The organism is Rubrivivax benzoatilyticus JA2 = ATCC BAA-35, from assembly GCF_000190375.1.
Taxonomy (GTDB): domain Bacteria; phylum Pseudomonadota; class Gammaproteobacteria; order Burkholderiales; family Burkholderiaceae_C; genus Rubrivivax; species Rubrivivax benzoatilyticus.
In genome coordinates this window covers 120,049-136,960 of record NZ_AEWG01000105.1, presented here as the reverse complement: position 1 = coordinate 136,960, position 16,912 = coordinate 120,049, and the positions used below count along the sequence as shown (strand labels likewise).

General features: G+C 68.9%; 10 protein-coding genes and 1 riboswitch. Of the genes, 8 read left to right on the top strand and 2 right to left on the bottom strand.

The window, feature by feature from the left end; all coding sequences use genetic code 11:
* Nucleotides 1-98: 98 nt before the first annotated feature.
* On the bottom strand, nt 99-1,745 hold the full coding sequence (locus RBXJA2T_RS12730; protein ID WP_009857793.1) for an acyl-CoA synthetase: 1,647 nt from the start codon (nt 1,743-1,745) through the stop codon (nt 99-101).
* 194 nt (nt 1,746-1,939) lie between these two features.
* Nucleotides 1,940-2,056, top strand: a riboswitch (glycine riboswitch).
* Nucleotides 2,057-2,096: 40 nt separating this feature from the next.
* Between RBXJA2T_RS12730 and gcvT the strand changes: the two genes are divergently transcribed.
* The 8 genes from gcvT to RBXJA2T_RS12690 all read left to right on the top strand — a co-directional run bounded on the left by gcvT (nt 2,097) and on the right by RBXJA2T_RS12690 (nt 12,354).
* Complete coding sequence (gene gcvT / locus RBXJA2T_RS12725) at nt 2,097-3,236, top strand: glycine cleavage system aminomethyltransferase GcvT (RefSeq protein WP_009857792.1); 1,140 nt, start codon at nt 2,097-2,099, stop codon at nt 3,234-3,236.
* A gap of 18 nt (nt 3,237-3,254) precedes the next feature.
* Nucleotides 3,255-3,629: a glycine cleavage system protein GcvH gene (gene gcvH, locus RBXJA2T_RS12720; protein ID WP_009857791.1), complete on the top strand. Its 375-nt coding sequence runs from the start codon at nt 3,255-3,257 to the stop codon at nt 3,627-3,629.
* A 29-nt stretch (nt 3,630-3,658) separates the two neighbouring features.
* Entirely contained in the window at nt 3,659-6,550 is a 2,892-nt protein-coding gene (gene gcvP, locus RBXJA2T_RS12715; protein WP_009857790.1) for an aminomethyl-transferring glycine dehydrogenase, read from the top strand.
* 47 nt (nt 6,551-6,597) lie between these two features.
* Nucleotides 6,598-7,992 carry an L-serine ammonia-lyase gene (locus RBXJA2T_RS12710; RefSeq protein WP_009857789.1) on the top strand — a complete coding sequence of 465 codons (1,395 nt, stop codon included), beginning with the start codon at nt 6,598-6,600 and terminating at the stop codon, nt 7,990-7,992.
* 245 nt (nt 7,993-8,237) lie between these two features.
* Nucleotides 8,238-9,488, top strand: coding sequence for an ABC transporter substrate-binding protein (locus RBXJA2T_RS12705; protein WP_009857788.1), 1,251 nt, complete (start codon nt 8,238-8,240; stop codon nt 9,486-9,488).
* A 68-nt stretch (nt 9,489-9,556) separates the two neighbouring features.
* Nucleotides 9,557-10,435, top strand: a complete 879-nt coding sequence (locus tag RBXJA2T_RS12700) for a carbohydrate ABC transporter permease (protein ID WP_009857787.1) — start codon at nt 9,557-9,559, stop codon at nt 10,433-10,435.
* Nucleotides 10,432-11,286: a carbohydrate ABC transporter permease gene (locus tag RBXJA2T_RS12695; RefSeq protein ID WP_009857786.1), complete on the top strand. Its 855-nt coding sequence runs from the start codon at nt 10,432-10,434 to the stop codon at nt 11,284-11,286. Before RBXJA2T_RS12700 ends, RBXJA2T_RS12695 begins: the two co-directional genes overlap by 4 nt.
* 3 nt (nt 11,287-11,289) lie before the next feature.
* The gene (locus RBXJA2T_RS12690) at nt 11,290-12,354 is read left to right on the top strand and encodes an ABC transporter ATP-binding protein (protein WP_029718873.1); all 1,065 of its coding nucleotides are present in this window, start codon (nt 11,290-11,292) and stop codon (nt 12,352-12,354) included.
* 431 nt (nt 12,355-12,785) lie between these two features.
* Here the strand turns inward: RBXJA2T_RS12690 and RBXJA2T_RS19525 are convergent, their stop codons facing one another.
* A complete protein-coding gene (locus RBXJA2T_RS19525; protein WP_009857784.1) occupies nt 12,786-16,910 on the bottom strand; it encodes a PIN domain-containing protein in 4,125 nt (1,374 codons plus the stop codon).
* Between the last annotated feature and the right edge of the window lie 2 nt (nt 16,911-16,912).

The window sequence follows — 16,912 nt, the reverse complement described above, 5'->3', positions numbered from 1 at the left end:
CGCGCGCGCGCGCGCGCGCGNGNGNGNGNGNGNNNCCGGGGTCTGCCGCCACCCTCACCCCAACCCTCTCCCGCAAGCGGGAGAGGGAGAGGAACGACTCATTCGATCGCCGACGAGCTCCTGGCCCGCTGGCGCAGCTGGAACTTCTGGATCTTGCCGGTGCTGGTCTTCGGGATCGTCTCGAAGCGGATCTCCTTGGGCACCTTGTAGCCGGCGAGCACGCGCTTGCAGTGCGCGATCAGCTCGTCGGCCGTGACGTCGACGCCCAGCTTCAGCTCGACGTAGGCCACCGGCGTCTCGCCCCACTTCGGGTCGGGCTTGGCGACCACCGCGCAGGCCAGCACCGCGGGGTGGCGGTACAGCGCGTCCTCGACTTCCAGCGAGCTGATGTTCTCGCCGCCGGAGATGATGATGTCCTTGCTGCGGTCGCGGATCTTGACGTAGCGGTCGGGCTCGATGACCGCCAGGTCGCCGGTGTGGAACCAGCCGCCGGCGAAGGCCTTGTCGGTCGCCGACGGGTTCTTCAGGTAGCCCTTCATGACGATGTTGCCGCGGAACATGATCTCGCCCATCGTCTGGCCGTCGGCCGGCACCTCGGCCATCGTCTCCGGGTCGAGCACCGTCATGCCTTCCTGCAGCGCGTAGCGCACGCCCTGGCGGCCGTTGAGCCGCGTCTGCTCGGAGAGGTCGGCCTCGCTCCAGGCGGCTCGCTTCACCGCCACCGCGGCCGGGCCGTAGACCTCGGTCAGGCCGTAGACGTGGGTGATGTCGAAGCCGATCTTCGCCATGCCTTCGATCATCGCTGCCGGCGGCGCGGCGCCGGCGACCATGCCGCGCACCTGCTGCGTGATGCCCTCGCGCCAGTCGGCCGGCGCGTTGATGATCAGGCCGTGCACGATCGGCGCGGCGCAGTAGTGGTCGACGCCGTGCTCGCGCATCGCGTCGAGGATCGCTTTCGGCTCGACGCGGCGCAGGCAGACATGCGTGCCGCCCAGCATCGCCACGGTCCAGGGGAAGCACCAGCCGTTGCAGTGGAACATCGGCAGCGTCCACAGGTAGGTCGGGAAGTGCGGCATGGTCCAGGTCGCCGCGTTGCCGACCGCGTTCAGGTAGGCGCCGCGGTGGTGGGTGACGACGCCCTTGGGGTCGCCCGTCGTGCCGCTGGTGTAGCTGACGGCGATCGCGTCCCACTCGTCGGCCGGGCCTTCCAGGCGCGCCAGCGGCGCGTGCGCGGCCAGCAGTTCCTCGTATTCCAGCGTGCCGACACGGTCGCCGCGGCCGGTGTATTCGCTGTCGCAGACGTCGATGACGACCGGCTCGCGGCCGTGTTCGGCCTTCAGCCGCGCCAGCGCGTCGGCCATCAGCGGGCCGAACTCGCGGTCGGTGATCAGCACCGCGGTCTCGCAGTGGTTCATCTGCCAGGCCAGCAGCGGCGCGTCCAGCCGCGTGTTCAGCGTGTTGAGCACGGCGTTGACCGCCGGCACCGCGTAGTGCGCCTCGACCATCTCCGGCGTGTTGGGCAGCATCACGCTGACCGTCGTGCCGCGGCCCACGCCCAGCGAGCGCAGCGCCGCCGCGAGCCGGGCGCTGCGCTCGCGCACCTGGGCCCAGGTGTAGCGCCGCGCGCCGTGGATCACGGCCGGCAGGTCGCCGAAAACCTCGGCGCTGCGCTCGACGAAACTCGTCGGCGACAGCGCCACGTGGTTGGCCGCGTTGCGGTCCAGATGCTGCTCGTAGATGCTCATGCCCGGTCTCCTGTCGGTGCGCGGCCGATGTTAAGCACGCGGCTGACACGAGGCTGCCTCGGCCCCACGGCCGTGGCGGGTGCGCAGCGCCGGATGGGCGCTGATACACTGCGCGCCGTCAGGAGAGAGCCCGCCTCGAGCGGGCCGCCGAAGGCGCAGGGTCCAGCCCGAACGCTCAGGCAAAAGGACTGGCTTTCCACCTCACTGGAGAGAGGCTGCCGCTTCCAACGAGCGGCGGCCCACCGAAGGGGCAAGGACCACCGCCGGGGTGGCTTCCGAATCTCTCAGGTAAAGCGGACAGCGGGGGCACGTGCGTCGGCGACAGCCGGCGATCCGAAGACGATGCCCTCGATGGAGTCCGCCGTGAGCGACCTTCTGAAGACGCCCCTGCACGACCTGCACCTGAGCCTCGGTGCACGTTTGGTGCCGTTCGCCGGCTATGCGATGCCGGTGCAGTACCGCGACGGCCTGATCGCCGAGCACCGCCAGTGCCGCAACGCCGCCGCGCTGTTCGACGTCTCGCACATGGGCCAGGTGCGGCTGTCGGGCGCCGACGCCGCGGCCGCGCTGGAGACGCTGGTGCCGGTGGACGTCGTCGACCTCGCGGTCGGCCGCCAGCGCTACGCCTTCTTCACCAACGAGCACGGCGGCCTGCTCGACGACCTGATGATCTCGCGCCCCGCGCCGGGCACCGGCTTCGGCGACCTGTTCCTCGTCGTCAACGCCGGCTGCAAGGACGCCGACCTGCGCCACCTGCAGACGAACATCGGCCACCGCTGCACCGTCGTCGGTTTGCCCGAACGCGCGCTGCTGGCGCTGCAGGGCCCGCTGGCCGCCGACGCGCTGGCGCGGCTGAACCCCGGCGTGAAGGACCTCGTGTTCATGACCGGCGGCGTGTTCGAGCTGGCCGACGCGCCCTGCTTCGTCACGCGCTCGGGCTACACCGGCGAAGACGGCTTCGAGATCTCGGTGCCGGCCGAACGGGCCGAGGCGCTGGCCTCGGCGCTGCTGGCGCTGCCCGAGGTCAAGCCCGCCGGCCTGGGCGCACGCGACACGCTGCGCCTCGAAGCCGGGCTGTGCCTGTACGGCCACGACATCGACGCGAACACCTCGCCGGTCGAAGCCGGCCTCAGCTGGGCGATCCAGAAGGTGCGTCGCCCCGGCGGCGCACGCGAAGGCGGCTACCCCGGCACGGCGGCGATCGAGCGCCATCTGGCCGGCGGCGCGCTGCGCAAGCGTGTCGGCCTCGTCGGCCTGGAACGTGTGCCGGTGCGCGAAGGCACGGCCATCGTCGACGCCCACGGCCATGCGCTGGGCCGCGTGACCAGCGGTACGCTGGCGCCCGGGGTCGACCGTCCGATCGCGATGGCCTACCTGCCGCGTGACCACGCCGCCCCCGAACACGAGGTTTACGCCGAAGTGCGAGGCAAACGCCTGCCGATGCGCGTGACCGCGATGCCGTTCCAACCCCACCGCTACCACCGCGGTTGAAATCTTCAGGAGAAGCCGATGACCACCATGTTCACCCCCGACCACGAATGGATCAACATCGAGGACCACGAGGCCGCGGTCGTCGGCATCACGCCGCACGCGCAGGACGCGCTCGGTGACGTCGTCTTCGTCGAGCTGCCCGAGGTCGGCCGCACGTTCAAGAAGGGCGAGGTGGCCGGCGTCGTCGAGTCGGTGAAGGCCGCCGCCGACCTCTACATGCCGGTCAGCGGCGAGATCGTCGAGGTCAACGAGGCGCTGCGCGACGAGCCGGCGCTGGCCAACAGCGACCCGATGGGCAACGGCTGGTTCTTCAAGGTCCGCGTCGCCGACATGGCCGAGTTCGACCAGCTGATGGACCCGCCCGCCTACGACGCCTTGCTGAAGACGCTCTGATCCCACCCCCTCTAGCAGTCCCGCCGCCCATGCTGATGTCTGCCCTTCCCACGCTCGCCGAGCTCGAGCACCACGACGAGTTCGCCGCCCGCCACCTCGGGCCCAACGAAGCCGAGGAACGGCAGATGCTGTCGGTGATCGGCGCCGCCTCGCGGCAGGCGCTGATCGAGGCGGTGGTGCCGCGTGCCATCGCCCGGCCGCAGCCGATGCAGCTGCCGGCGCCGGTGCCCGAGCACCAGGCGCTGGCCGAGCTGCGTGCGATCGCGGCGAAGAACCGCACGCTGCGCAGCTTCATCGGCCAGGGCTACCACGGCACGCGCACGCCGACGGTGGTGCTGCGCAACGTGCTCGAGAACCCCGCCTGGTACACGGCCTACACGCCTTACCAGGCCGAGATCTCGCAGGGGCGGCTTCAGGCGCTGGTCAACTTCCAGACCATGATCGCCGAGCTGACCGGCATGGCGATCGCCAACGCCTCGATGCTCGACGAGGCCACCGCCGTCGCCGAGGCGATGACGCTGGCCCGGCGCAGCGTGCGCGCCAAGTCGGACACGATCCGCGTCGCCGACGACTGCCACCCGCAGACGATCGAGGTGCTGCGCACACGCGCCGAGCCGCTGGGGCTGGCGGTCGACGTGCGGCCGTTTGCCACGCTCGCCGACGACGGCGGCGAGTATTTCGCCGTCGTCGCGCAATACCCGGCCACCGACGGCACGGTGCACGACCTGCGCGCGCTGGCCGACGCGGTGCACGCCAAGCAGGCAGCCTTCGTCGTCGCCGCCGACCTGCTGGCGCTGACGCTGCTCGTGCCGCCGGGCGAGTTCGGTGCCGACATCGCCGTCGGCACGACGCAGCGTTTCGGCGTGCCGATGGCCGCCGGCGGCCCGCACGCCGCCTACCTGGCCTGCCGCGACGAGCACAAGCGCGCGATGCCCGGCCGCCTCGTCGGCGTCAGCGTCGACGTGCACGGCCGCCCGGCCTACCGCCTGGCGCTGCAGACGCGCGAGCAGCACATCCGCCGCGAGAAGGCGACGTCCAACATCTGCACCGCCCAGGTGCTGCCGGCGGTGCTGGCGTCGATGTACGCCGTCTACCACGGCCCGGCGGGCCTGAAGCGCATCGCCCAGCGTGTCGCCGCCTACGCCGCGGCGCTGGCCGCCGGCCTGCGCACGATGGGCCTGGAGGTGCTGACCGAAGCCGGCTTCGACACCGTCGCCGTCGAGCTCGGCGAGCGCGCCGACGCGGTGATGGCGCGTGCGCTGGCCGACGGCGCCAACCTGCGCCGGCTGTCGGCGACGCGTGTCGCCGCGGCGCTGGACGAGACCACGAGCCGCGCCGACATCGCCGACCTCTGGCGCTGGTTCGCGCCCGACGGCGCGACGCTGCCGTCGATCGACGAATACGAGCGCGGCGTCGAGCCGCTGCTGCCCGAGGCGCTGCGCCGCAGCAGCGCCTTCCTGACGCACCCGGTCTTCAACTCGCACCACAGCGAGACCGAGATGCTGCGCTACCTGCGCCGCCTGTCGGACCAGGACCTGGCGCTGGACCGCACGATGATCCCGCTGGGCTCGTGCACGATGAAGCTCAACGCGACCAGCGAGATGATCCCCATCACCTGGCCGGAGTTCGCCAACCTGCACCCGTTCGCGCCGCGCGACCAGCTGGCCGGCGTCTGGGAGATGAACGACCAGCTCTGCGCCTGGCTGGCCGAGGCCACCGGCTACGCCGGCATCAGCCTGCAGCCCAACGCCGGCTCGCAAGGCGAGTACGCCGGCCTGCTGGCGATCCGCGGCTGGCACGCCTCGCGCGGCGACGCGAAGCGCGACCTCTGCCTGATCCCCGAGTCGGCGCACGGCACCAACCCGGCGAGCGCGCAGATGGCGGGCCTGTCGGTCGTCGTCGTCAAGTGCGACGCCAACGGCAACGTCGACCTCGCCGACCTCGAGGCCAAGTGCGTCCAGCACGCCGAGCGCCTGGCCTGCGTGATGATCACCTACCCGTCGACCTACGGTGTCTTCGAGCCGGGCGTCAAGCAGCTCTGCGAGATCGTGCACCGCCACGGCGGCCGGGTCTACGTCGACGGCGCGAACATGAACGCGCTCGTCGGCCTGGCGGCGCCGGGCGAGTTCGGCGGCGACGTCAGCCACCTGAACCTGCACAAGACCTTCTGCATCCCGCACGGCGGCGGCGGCCCGGGCGTCGGCCCGGTCTGCGTCGTCGCCGACCTCGTGCCCTTCCTGCCCGGCCACGGCGACGCCGCCGCGCCGGTGGGCGCCGTCAGCGCCGCGCCGCTGGGCAACGCCGGCGTGCTGCCGATCAGCTGGATGTACGTGCGCATGATGGGCGCCGACGGCCTGCGCCAGGCCACCGAGACGGCGATCCTCAGCGCCAACTACATCGCCGCGCGGCTGGCGCCTTACTACGACATCCACTACAGCGGCGGCATCGAAGGCATCGCCGGCGGCGGTGTCGCGCACGAGTGCATCCTCGACCTGCGGCCGCTGAAGGAGACCAGCGGCGTCAGCGCCGAGGACGTCGCCAAGCGCCTCATCGACTACGGTTTTCACGCCCCGACGCTGAGTTTCCCGGTGCCCGGCACGCTGATGGTCGAGCCGACCGAGAGCGAGCCGCTGGTCGAGCTGGACCGCTTCTGCGACGCGATGATCGCCATCCGCGCCGAGATCGCGAAGGTCGAGGCCGGAGCCTGGCCGCGCGAGGACAACCCGCTGAAGCACGCCCCGCACACCGCCGAGGTGCTGCTCGCGGCCGAGTGGCCGCACGCCTACGGCCGCGAGGAAGCCGCCTACCCGGTGCCAGCGCTGCGCCGCCACAAGTACTGGTCGCCGGTGGGCCGCGTGGACAACGTCTGGGGTGACCGCAACCTCAGCTGCAGCTGCCCGCCGATGGCCGACTACGCCTGAGGCCGCGGGCGCGGCCGGCGCCGCGCCCGCCATCGTTGGAGGTCACGATGGCCGTTTCCGTCTTCGACCTCTTCAAGATCGGCATCGGGCCGAGCAGCAGCCACACCGTCGGCCCGATGCGCGCCGCGCGGCTGTTCGTCTCGCGGCTGGCGCACGACGGCCTGCTGGAGCGCACGGCGCGTGTCGGCGCCTGGCTCTACGGCTCGCTGGGCGCCACCGGCAAGGGCCACGGCAGCGACACCGCGGTGCTGCTGGGCCTGGCCGGCCACGAGCCCGACACGGTGCCGATCGACGAGGTGCCGGCGCTGCTGGCCGCGATCCGCGCCAGCGCCCGCCTCGCGCTGCTGGGCCGCCAGGCGGTGGACTTCATCGAAACGCGCGACCTGAAGTTCCACCGCCGCGAGACCCTGCCGTTCCACGCCAACGGCATGGCCTTCGCGGCCTGGGACGCCGCCGGCGCGCTGCTGGCCGAGCGCCGCTACTACTCGGTGGGCGGCGGTTTCGTCGTCAGCGACGAGGTCGCGGCCGACGGCAGCCGGCACCCGGTGATCGCGCCCGACACGACCGTGCTGCCGCACCCGTTCCACACCGGCGCCGAATTGCTGGCGCTGAGCACCGAGCTGGGCTGCGACATCGCCGGCGTGATGCGCCGCAACGAGCGCCATTGGCGTACCGACGCCGAGATCGACGCCGGCCTGCTGGCGATCTGGCAGGTGATGCAGCAGTGCGTGGCGCGCGGCATGCGCACCCGCGGCACGCTGCCCGGCGGCTTCAAGGTGCAGCGGCGTGCCCCCGACCTGGCCGAGGCGCTGCAGGCGCAGGCGCCCGACGGCACGCCGGCCGACCCGCTGGCGGTGCTCGACTGGGTGAACCTCTTCGCGCTCGCCGCCAACGAGGAGAACGCCGCCGGCGGCCGTGTCGTCACCGCGCCGACCAACGGCGCCGCCGGCATCGTGCCCGCGGTGCTGCACTACTACCAACGCTTCGTGCCCGGCGCCAGCGAACGCGGTGTCGTCGACTTCCTGCTGACCGCCGGTGCCATCGGCCTGCTCTACAAGGAGAACGCCAGCATCTCCGGCGCCGAGGTCGGCTGCCAGGGCGAGGTCGGCGTCGCCTGCTCGATGGCCGCCGGGGCCTTGTGCGCGGTGCTCGGCGGCAGCCCGGCGCAGGCCGAGAACGCCGCCGAGATCGGCATGGAGCACCACCTGGGCCTGACCTGCGACCCGGTCGGCGGCCTGGTGCAGATCCCCTGCATCGAACGCAACGCGATGGGCGCGGTGAAGGCGATCAACGCCGCACGCATCGCGCTGCGCGGCGACGGCACGCACAAGGTCAGCCTGGACCAGGTCATCAAGACGATGCGCGAGACCGGCGCCGACATGCTGACCAAGTACAAGGAGACGGCCCGCGGCGGCCTGGCGGTGAACATCGTCGAATGCTGAGGCCGCTGCGGTCCGCCAAGCGCGAGGCCGCAGCCCGAGTCAAGCGCAGGGGGGCCGACGTTGCGCCCGCCCCTCAACGCGCGCTTTCATCGGATTCCACGGGGTTACGGCCCTTGATCTGGCCCACGTAGCGGCGCATCCTCGTCGCGGCGAGGCCCGGGCGACACTGCGCGTGGCACCCGGCACCTCGCACGACCCACCACGAACGACAGCCGCCACGAGCGGCGCACACGAGGTAGACGGACATGAAGAACACCCCCATCCGCACCCTGGCGGCCGCCGCCGCACTGGCCGCCTGTGGCATGGCCCAGGCCGGCGAAGTCGAGGTCCTGCACTGGTGGACCAGCGGCGGCGAGGCCAAGGCCGCTGCAGCCCTGAAGGCCACGATGCAGGCCAAGGGCCACACCTGGAAGGATTTCGCGGTCGCCGGTGGCGGCGGCGACTCGGCGATGACGGTGCTGAAGTCGCGTGTGGTCTCGGGCAACGCCCCGGCCGCGGCGCAGATCAAGGGCCCGGCGCTGCAGGAATGGGCCGCCGAAGGCGTGCTCGCCAACATCGACGACGTCGCCAAGGCCGAGAACTGGGACGCCGTGCTGCCCAAGGCGGTGGCCGACGTGATGAAGTACAAGGGCAACTACATCGCCGCACCGGTGAACGTGCACCGCGTGAACTGGCTGTGGGCCAACCCGGAAGCCTTCAAGAAGGCCGGCGCCAAGGTGCCGACGACCTGGGACGAGTTCTTCGTCGCCGCCGAGGCGCTGAAGAAGGCCGGCATCATCCCCGTCGCGCACGGCGGCCAGAACTGGCAGGACTTCACCACCTTCGAGAGCGTGGCGCTGGGTGTCGGCGGCACCGAGTTCTACCGCAAGGCCCTGGTGCAGCTCGACCCGGCGACGCTGAACAGCCCGACGATGGAGAAGGTGCTGACGACCTTCAAGCGCGTGAAGGGCTACACCGACCGCAACGCCCCGGGCCGCGACTGGAACCTGGCGACCGCGATGGTCATCAAGGGCGAAGCCGGCATGCAGCTGATGGGCGACTGGGCCAAGGGCGAGTTCGTCGCCGCCGGCAAGCTGCCGGGCAAGGACTTCGTCTGCGCCCCGGCTCCGGGCACGCCGCAGGCCTTCACCTTCAACATCGACTCGTTCGCGATGTTCAAGCTGAAGAACGCCGAGAACACCAAGGCCCAGAAGGCGCTGGCCGCGGCCATCATGTCGCCGGACTTCCAGCAGGTGTTCAACCTCAACAAGGGCTCGATCCCGGTGCGCCTGGGCATGAACATGGACAAGTTCGACGACTGCGCCAGGCTGTCGGCCAAGGACTTCGTCGCGACGTCGAAGAACGGCGGCCTGGTGCCGTCGATCGCCCACGGCATGGCCGTCGCCCCGGCCATCGAAGGCGCGATCAAGGACGTCGTCAGCCAGTTCTGGAACAGCGACAAGATGAGCGCCAAGGACGCGATGACGCGCATCGCCAACGCCGCGAAGGCGCAGTAAACCCGCCGTAGAACCGACGCGCCGCGTTCCCCGCCAGCGGGACGCGGCGCGTCTGCCGTGCCGCCTCCATGCCGTCTTCATCGCCCGCGGGCGCACGCTGGCTGCCCAAGCTGGTCGTCGCGCCGTCCTTCGTCCTGTCGTTCCTGTTCATCTACGGGCTGATCGCCTGGAACGGCTACCTGTCGCTGTCGGCCTCGCGCCTGCTGCCCAACTACGAGTTCGTCGGGCTGGAGCAGTACGTGCGCCTGTTCGACAACGAGCGCTTCCACGTCGCGCTCGTCAACATGGGCATCTTCGGAACGCTGTTCATCGGCGGCGCGATGGCCCTGGGCCTGCTGCTGGCCATCCTGCTGGACCAGAAGATCCGCGCCGAAGGCCTGCTGCGCACGATCTACCTGTACCCGATGGCGATCTCGTTCATCGTCACCGGCACGGCCTGGAAGTGGATCCTGAACCCCGGTCTGGGGCTGGAGCACGTGGTCCAGCAATGGGGCTTCGAGAGCTTCAGCTTCGGCTGGCTGGTCGACCCGGAGAAGGCGATCTACTGCGTCGCGATCGCCGGCGTCTGGCAGAGCGCGGGCTTCGTGATGGCGCTGTTCCTGGCCGGGCTGCGCGGCATCGACGACTCGGTCATCAAGGCCGCGCAGGTCGACGGCGCGAGCCTGCCGCTGATCTACTGGCGCATCGTCATCCCGACGCTCAGGCCCGTGTTCTTCAGCACGCTGATGGTCGTCAGCCACCTGGCGATCAAGAGCTTCGACCTGGTGATGGCGCTGACCGCCGGCGGCCCCGGCTACGCCACCGACCTGCCGGCGACCTTCATGTACGCGATGGCCTTCTCGCGCGGCCAGATCGGCCTGGGCGCGGCCAGCGCGACGGTGATGCTGGCCACGGTGGCCGCGATCGTCGTGCCCTATCTCTACAGCGAACTGAGGGCCAAACGATGAGCCGCCACGCCGTGCAACGCGCCCTGCTGTGGGCGGCCCTGCTGCTGTTCGCGGCCTGGTTCCTGACGCCGCTGTACGTGATGGTCACCACGTCGCTGAAGGACATGGACCAGGTGCGTGCCGGCAGCCTGCTGTCGCTGCCCACGAGCCCCAGCCTCGACGCCTGGGCGCGGGCCTGGAGCAGCGCCTGCACAGGCACCGACTGCGGCGGCCTGAAGCCCTTCTTCATGAACTCGGTGCTGATGGTCGTGCCGGCGGTGCTGGTGTCGACGGCGATCGGCTCGATCAACGGCTACGTGCTGTCGAAGTGGCGCTTCCGCGGCAGCGAGACGATGTTCGCGCTGATGCTGTTCGGCGTCTTCATGCCGATGCAGGTGGTGCTGCTGCCGATGAGCCAGGTGCTCGGCTGGCTGGGCATCGCCAGCTCGATCTGGGGCCTGATCCTGGTGCACGTCGTCGCCGGCATCCCGAGCACGACGCTGTTCTTCCGCAACTACTACGTCGGCCTGCCCGACGAGCTGATCAAGGCCGCGATGCTCGACGGCGCCGGCTTCTGGAAGATCTTCACGCGCATCATCCTGCCGCTGTCCACGCCGATCCTCGTCGTGACGCTGATCTGGCAGTTCACCAACATCTGGAACGACTTCCTCTACGGCGTCGTCTTCTCCGGCGCCGACAGCAAACCCGTGACCGTCGGTCTCAACAACCTCGCCAACACCTCCAGCAGCGTGAAGGAATACAACGTCGACATGGCCGCGGCACTGATCGCGGCGCTCCCCACCCTCTTCGTCTACGTCGTCGCCGGCAAGTACTTCGTGCGCGGCCTGACGGCCGGCGCGGTGAAAGGCTGAACCATGGGAGCCCTGTCCATCCGCTCCGTGCGCAAGGCCTTCGGCAAGACCGAGATCCTGAAAGGCATCGACATCGAGGTCGAGGCCGGCGACTTCCTGATCCTCGTGGGCCCCTCGGGCTGCGGCAAGAGCACGCTGCTGAACATGATCGCCGGCCTGGACGCGCCGAGCTCGGGCCGCATCTTCATCGACGGCCGCGACGTCACCGACGTGCCCAGCAAGGACCGCGACATCGCGATGGTGTTCCAGAGCTACGCCCTGTACCCCAACATGGACGTGCGCCAGAACATCGCCTTCGCGCTGGAGATGCGCAAGGTGCCCAAGGCCGAGCGCGAGGCGGCCGTGCAGCGTGTCGCCAAGATGCTGCAGATCGACCACCTGCTCGACCGCAAGCCCGGCGCGCTGTCGGGCGGCCAGCGCCAGCGCGTCGCGATGGGCCGCGCGCTGGCGCGCGACCCCAAGCTGTTCCTGTTCGACGAGCCGCTGTCCAACCTGGACGCCAAGCTGCGCGTCGAGATGCGCGCCGAGATCAAGCTGCTGCACCAGCGCACGCAGACGACGACGGTCTACGTCACGCACGACCAGGTCGAGGCAATGACGCTGGGCGACCACATCGCGGTGATGAAGGACGGCGCCGTGCAGCAGTTGGGCTCGCCGCACGAGATCTACACCCGGCCGGCGACGCGCTTCGTCGCCGAGTTCATCGGCTCGCCGGCGATGAACATGATCGTCGCCCAGCGCAGCGCCGACGGCGGCCTGACGGCCGCCGGCCACGCGCTGCCGCTCACCGCCGCGCAGCGCCAGGCGCTGGCCGGCGGCAGCGGCGACGTGATCTACGGCCTGCGGCCCGAGAACGTCTGCCTGGGCGAGCAGGGCCTGCCGGGCGAACTCGTCATCGTCGAGCCGACCGGCCCCGAGACCTACATGACCGCCCACACCGTGGCCGGCAAGCTGACCGCGCGCCTGCCCGGCACCGCCGAGGGCCGGGTCGGCGGCACGGTGCATCTGCACTGGGCAGCCGAACACGCGCACCTGTTCGACGCGGCGAGCGACAAGCGCATCCGCTGAGCGCGCGACGCGCCTCCAAGGGTGTTATCTCGCTGATGGCCCAAGGGGACTAGAAAACCTGTTTCCAGGTCTCCGGGCGCGTCCACCTTAACTGAACGCGTCCCTTCACAGAGGTAGTGTGCCCTCATGCGCTACCTCCATGCCCCAGTCCTCGTCTCCCAGCCAGTCTTCGCTAACCTCGCTGCAAGCCCAGCCCCAGGCGGAGCCGACCGACCCAGCCGCGGCAACTGACGGCGTCTCAGCGAACGCCACCCGACCTCAAGTGGCTCCTCAACGAGCGTGCCGCCCTGGCCGGGGCCCAAGAGCGCTCCCGCGAGCGGCTGGACATCGTCCGGGTGCAGCACACGTCTTGGCTTGCAACGGTGGGGTGCGTGGGAGGCACGCATCACCACATCATAGGGACGGCCCGCCATAGGGAGCGGGCAACCCGGTCAGCCCCGACCGAACCTCGGTTTGAGCGCAGCAACCAGGAAGGCCTTGCCAGGGTGACTCGCCTTCGTAGCCGTCTCGGCAGTGGCGGCAGCCTCTCCCGAAGGCTGCCCCTCACCTGGTGCCGGCTGCTGTAACTCCGCCGCGGCATCAGGGGCGGTGTTCGACTTGTCGGCGACCAACCAAGGAATGGGGCTGCAGAAGACTGCGCGCACAGCGACTGGACGATTGTCCGGCGCCTCCTTCAGACGGTCACGGGCGCGAACAAAGCGCTGCGCCAAGAACTGCCGTTGCAGGTAGACGCGCCGGCCTCGTTGGACATTGACAGCCCCGTACAGGTGCTCCCTGCCACTGAGCGAATCCGTAAGCTCCTCGACGAAGTTCGAAACGGCAAGGTGGAAGTCGGCGGGGCATTGCTTGTGCCGCATGGCCGCCTCGACGACGTGCTCGAACAATTCCCCGAAGGCGCCGAGATGGATGTTCAGAGTCGCGATTCGCGACAAGAACTCGAACGCGACGCTCACCGTCGAAGCGAACTCGGTATCGGGCGACGAGAGGTAGCCCTTGAAGCGGCGCATGCCTTGCTGCAGGTACGCACCGCCTTGCAAGACCATCCACGTGAGGTCTCCGGAGCCCAGCGAAACGAAGCTACGGTTGGACAGAAACTGGCGAATGGTTGCCGCCGCCAGCTTCATCGGGTCGACCAAATCTTTGGTTGCGCAGTGCATCAGCAGAGCTTGGGGCCAGACGCCGGGAACCTTGGCTACCACTTCCAGGACAGAGCGGAACCGACCATCCAGCGTCAAGACCGTAGCCCCCGCCGACTTGGCCAATAGCAGGACATCCAGTTCTTCGTCCTGGAGTACTTCGGCCAGGCGCGGCACTTCGCCTTCGTTCGGAAGCTCGCCGTAGGCCGGCTGCACTTCGCAGTACTGCTCGACTGCAACAAGCAGCGCCTTGAAGAACTCGATGCGGCGCGCGTGGTACCGGGCGTCGTGCTCGATGAGGGCAAGCTGCCCTTCGACTTCCGTGCTGGTCGCGACACTTCGGTCTTCTTCGGCCTCGCGCACGAACCCTTCCAGCATCGTCTTGGTCACTGACGACACGAGCACCTTTGGGAGGTGACCGAGCGCCTCTTGAACCCCAAGATTGACGAGTTCGGCGATGGTCATGGCGTCGATGACGTAGACCGCGTCGGGTCGTGCGAGCAGCTGAAGCGCGGCAACGCGCTCTGCCTCGATGCCCGTACCGACAAAGAGCGGCGGTCCTTCAGATGGCCAGCCCAAGACGGCTTCAACGGTGCTGCGACCCTGACGTTCGGCGAAGCCGGAGAGCGTCATGTGCCCCGTGGCGTAAACGTCGAAGAGCTGCCGCACCATGGCCGAAGAGCGCATGACTTCGGCCTTCATGTGCGCGAGGTCGCGCTCCCCGTCGCCGGTCATGCCGACAGGGACCATCTTCATGTGCGGCAGTCCGCCCAGTGCACTGGCCCGCTCCTGCACGACCTTCAGCATGTGTCGGTACGCAGACTGGATGGCGGTCACCGTATAGGCCTTCGTGTCGCCAAACGCGAGGGCTGGAAGGCTGACCTGTTGCCCGACGACAGCACCAAGCATCGCCGCCGCCTCGGGCGCGGCTTGGTCCGCGTAGCCGGCGCGCTTCGGCAACTCGCCAACGTCCGACGGGTCGATGACCAGCTGCGTAGCCTGTCCGAACTCGTCAACCAGCGTGACGCAGCTGCCGGGGACGACCGCCGGGAGTTTCTCGTCCATGAGCGGCAACGCGCCGGGTGCGGCGACGACCGAAATGAAGTACGCCGACAGCGCCTCCGGCTCATCCAGATTGCTGCGGAGCATTCGATAGAGCCGGCGCATACCTCGCTCCGCCTCTCCGTAGCGGAGTTCAAGCGTAGCCAGCTGCGCCATCGGCCGAATGCGGCCCTCAAGCAGCTCCGGGACACTGCGAAGGTCGTTCTGAAACTCAGGCGGCGTCGATGAGTGCAGGCTCACGCCCATCTTGAAGACCCAGCTTCCAGCCGCGATCGGATGCTTCTTCAACTGGGCGTCCATCAACGGGCGCACGAAGGCCCAGTCGGCCGCTTGCTGCCCTAGCTCGATGGCGAGGCTGCGGGTTTCGTCGTTGTCAACCCACTCTGCGGGCAGACCTTCGAGCAGCTCCTTGGCCTTGCGCCGGTTGTGAGACCGCACGTAGCACGCGAGCAGCCTGTTGTGCAGGTCGGAAAGGCGACCGGGCGTCACCAGCCGCTCGAAAAGGGCCGCGGCCTTGGAGAATCGCCCCATGGAGAACAGCAATTCCGCCAGCATCAGCCGTTGGCCGTCGTTGCTCTCCTCGGTGACCAAGGACTTGGCGCGTTGCACGATGGCGTCGGCCTCCAACGCGCGGCCTGCCCGGTTGAGGACGCGCGCCGCGACGCAGGCAGTAATGAGACCGCCGGTCTCAGCGACTTTGGCTGCAATCACCTCGCTGACGGCAGCGTCCTGCTGGTCGGCTCGGGTCAACGCGTCCCAGCGGAGGGCAGCAAGCAGCTCAGCCGTCTCGCTGTCGACGGGGTCTCGCGCCAGCGCTGCGTCCAGCGTCTGCTTCAACAGCGCCAGATTTCCGTTCTTAGCGGCGATTTGACCCACGACAGTCAAGCTGGCGTCGTTCATATCGGCCAGACGCCCCGTCGCAAGAGCGAGAAGCTCAGTTTCACGGTCCAGCTCAAAGAGAGCGGTCACCTGGGTGCGGAGAATCTCGGCGGAGCGATGTCCGTGCGCCTCAGCGTCCTTGGCAAGAGCCAGTGCGTCGCCGAAGCGGTGCAGCATCAACAACGCGTAGCCGAGGTGGGCGACAGTCTCCGTCACTGACTCGGACTGAACCTGCCACAGGCGCTCATGCCACGGGTTGAACTGAGCGACCGCGAACTCGAGTGCCTTGGTCTCACGCACCGGCAGCGCGCCCGCCATCGCACCTACCGGGAACCTCGAGCCGCACTCGGCGGCGATGCGAAGCGCGTTGGCCCGGATGAAGAACGCAGCTGCGGGATGGTTGGCCGCCTCCTGGCTGAACTTGATGGCTGCGTCCAGGTTCCCAGCTTTGAGCTCAGCCTGCGCCACGAACTGCAACGTATCGGGCTCTTGTTTTAACGCCTCAGGCACGTCAGACATCCGAACCAGCTCGCCCTGAACGAGGCGGGCGTTGGCCAGCGCGAACCAGACTTGCTGGGAATCGGGGAACCGCTCGAGCGCAGCCTCTCCCGCAGAACGAGCCTCGGGCAACTTCTTCTCAAGCATGAGCCCGCGGACCTGAGCAGCAGCCATGCGTTCGTCGTCCGGGTAGAGCTCGTACGCCTTCAGGAACAACTGGGCTGACTCCCCGTCATCGACACGCATGAACCATAGGCTGAGGCCCTTCTGCAGGTACCAGCGAGCCTTCTGGTGGGCATCGAAGGGCCCAAGGTCTTTGCCGACGACGGCCAGGTGGTCGAGCGCGTCGCGGTATCGACCCGCCTTCAGGAGTTCGTTGGTTCGGTCTAGCTGGTCCGAGATGAGCCGGTCGACGGAGTCGAGCCGGGCAGTTGGAAGCGCAGACATGCCGAGCAGCGTGTCGCGCTGCTCCAGGACAAGGGTCTGCAAGTTGCTGAGAGCCGCGTCCTGTCGGTGGTAGGCGGCGCCAGGGCTGTTCGGTGCGTAGCTGTCTTGAAGGACCGGGAACCGGTCAATGTGATTGCAGATGTCTTCCCAGAACTCCACCTCAACTGGGAACAGCCCCTTGGCTTCGCGCGCGTCGGAGAGTTCCTGAACCTTCTTCAGCAAGGCCGCGTCGTTCGGCGCGGTGGTAGCCAGAATGAGCTTTTTGATGGGCGTGCCGTGCTTGTCGGCCTTTCCGACCTCGTCCACGACGTCGTCCCACTTGACAGGCTTCATCGTGTACTTCTTGCACTGGATACCGACCCGCCCGACGCCAGCTTCCTTCACGAAGACGTCAACACCGCCCTGAACTTGGCCACGACGGCCGTTCATCTTGGGCATCCGGTCATCGAAGACGACGCCGTACACGTGTGCGCACATGCGTTCGAAGTCCGCCTCGTTTTTGGGCGGCGGGATTTCGAAGGGAATCGCGTGCAAGC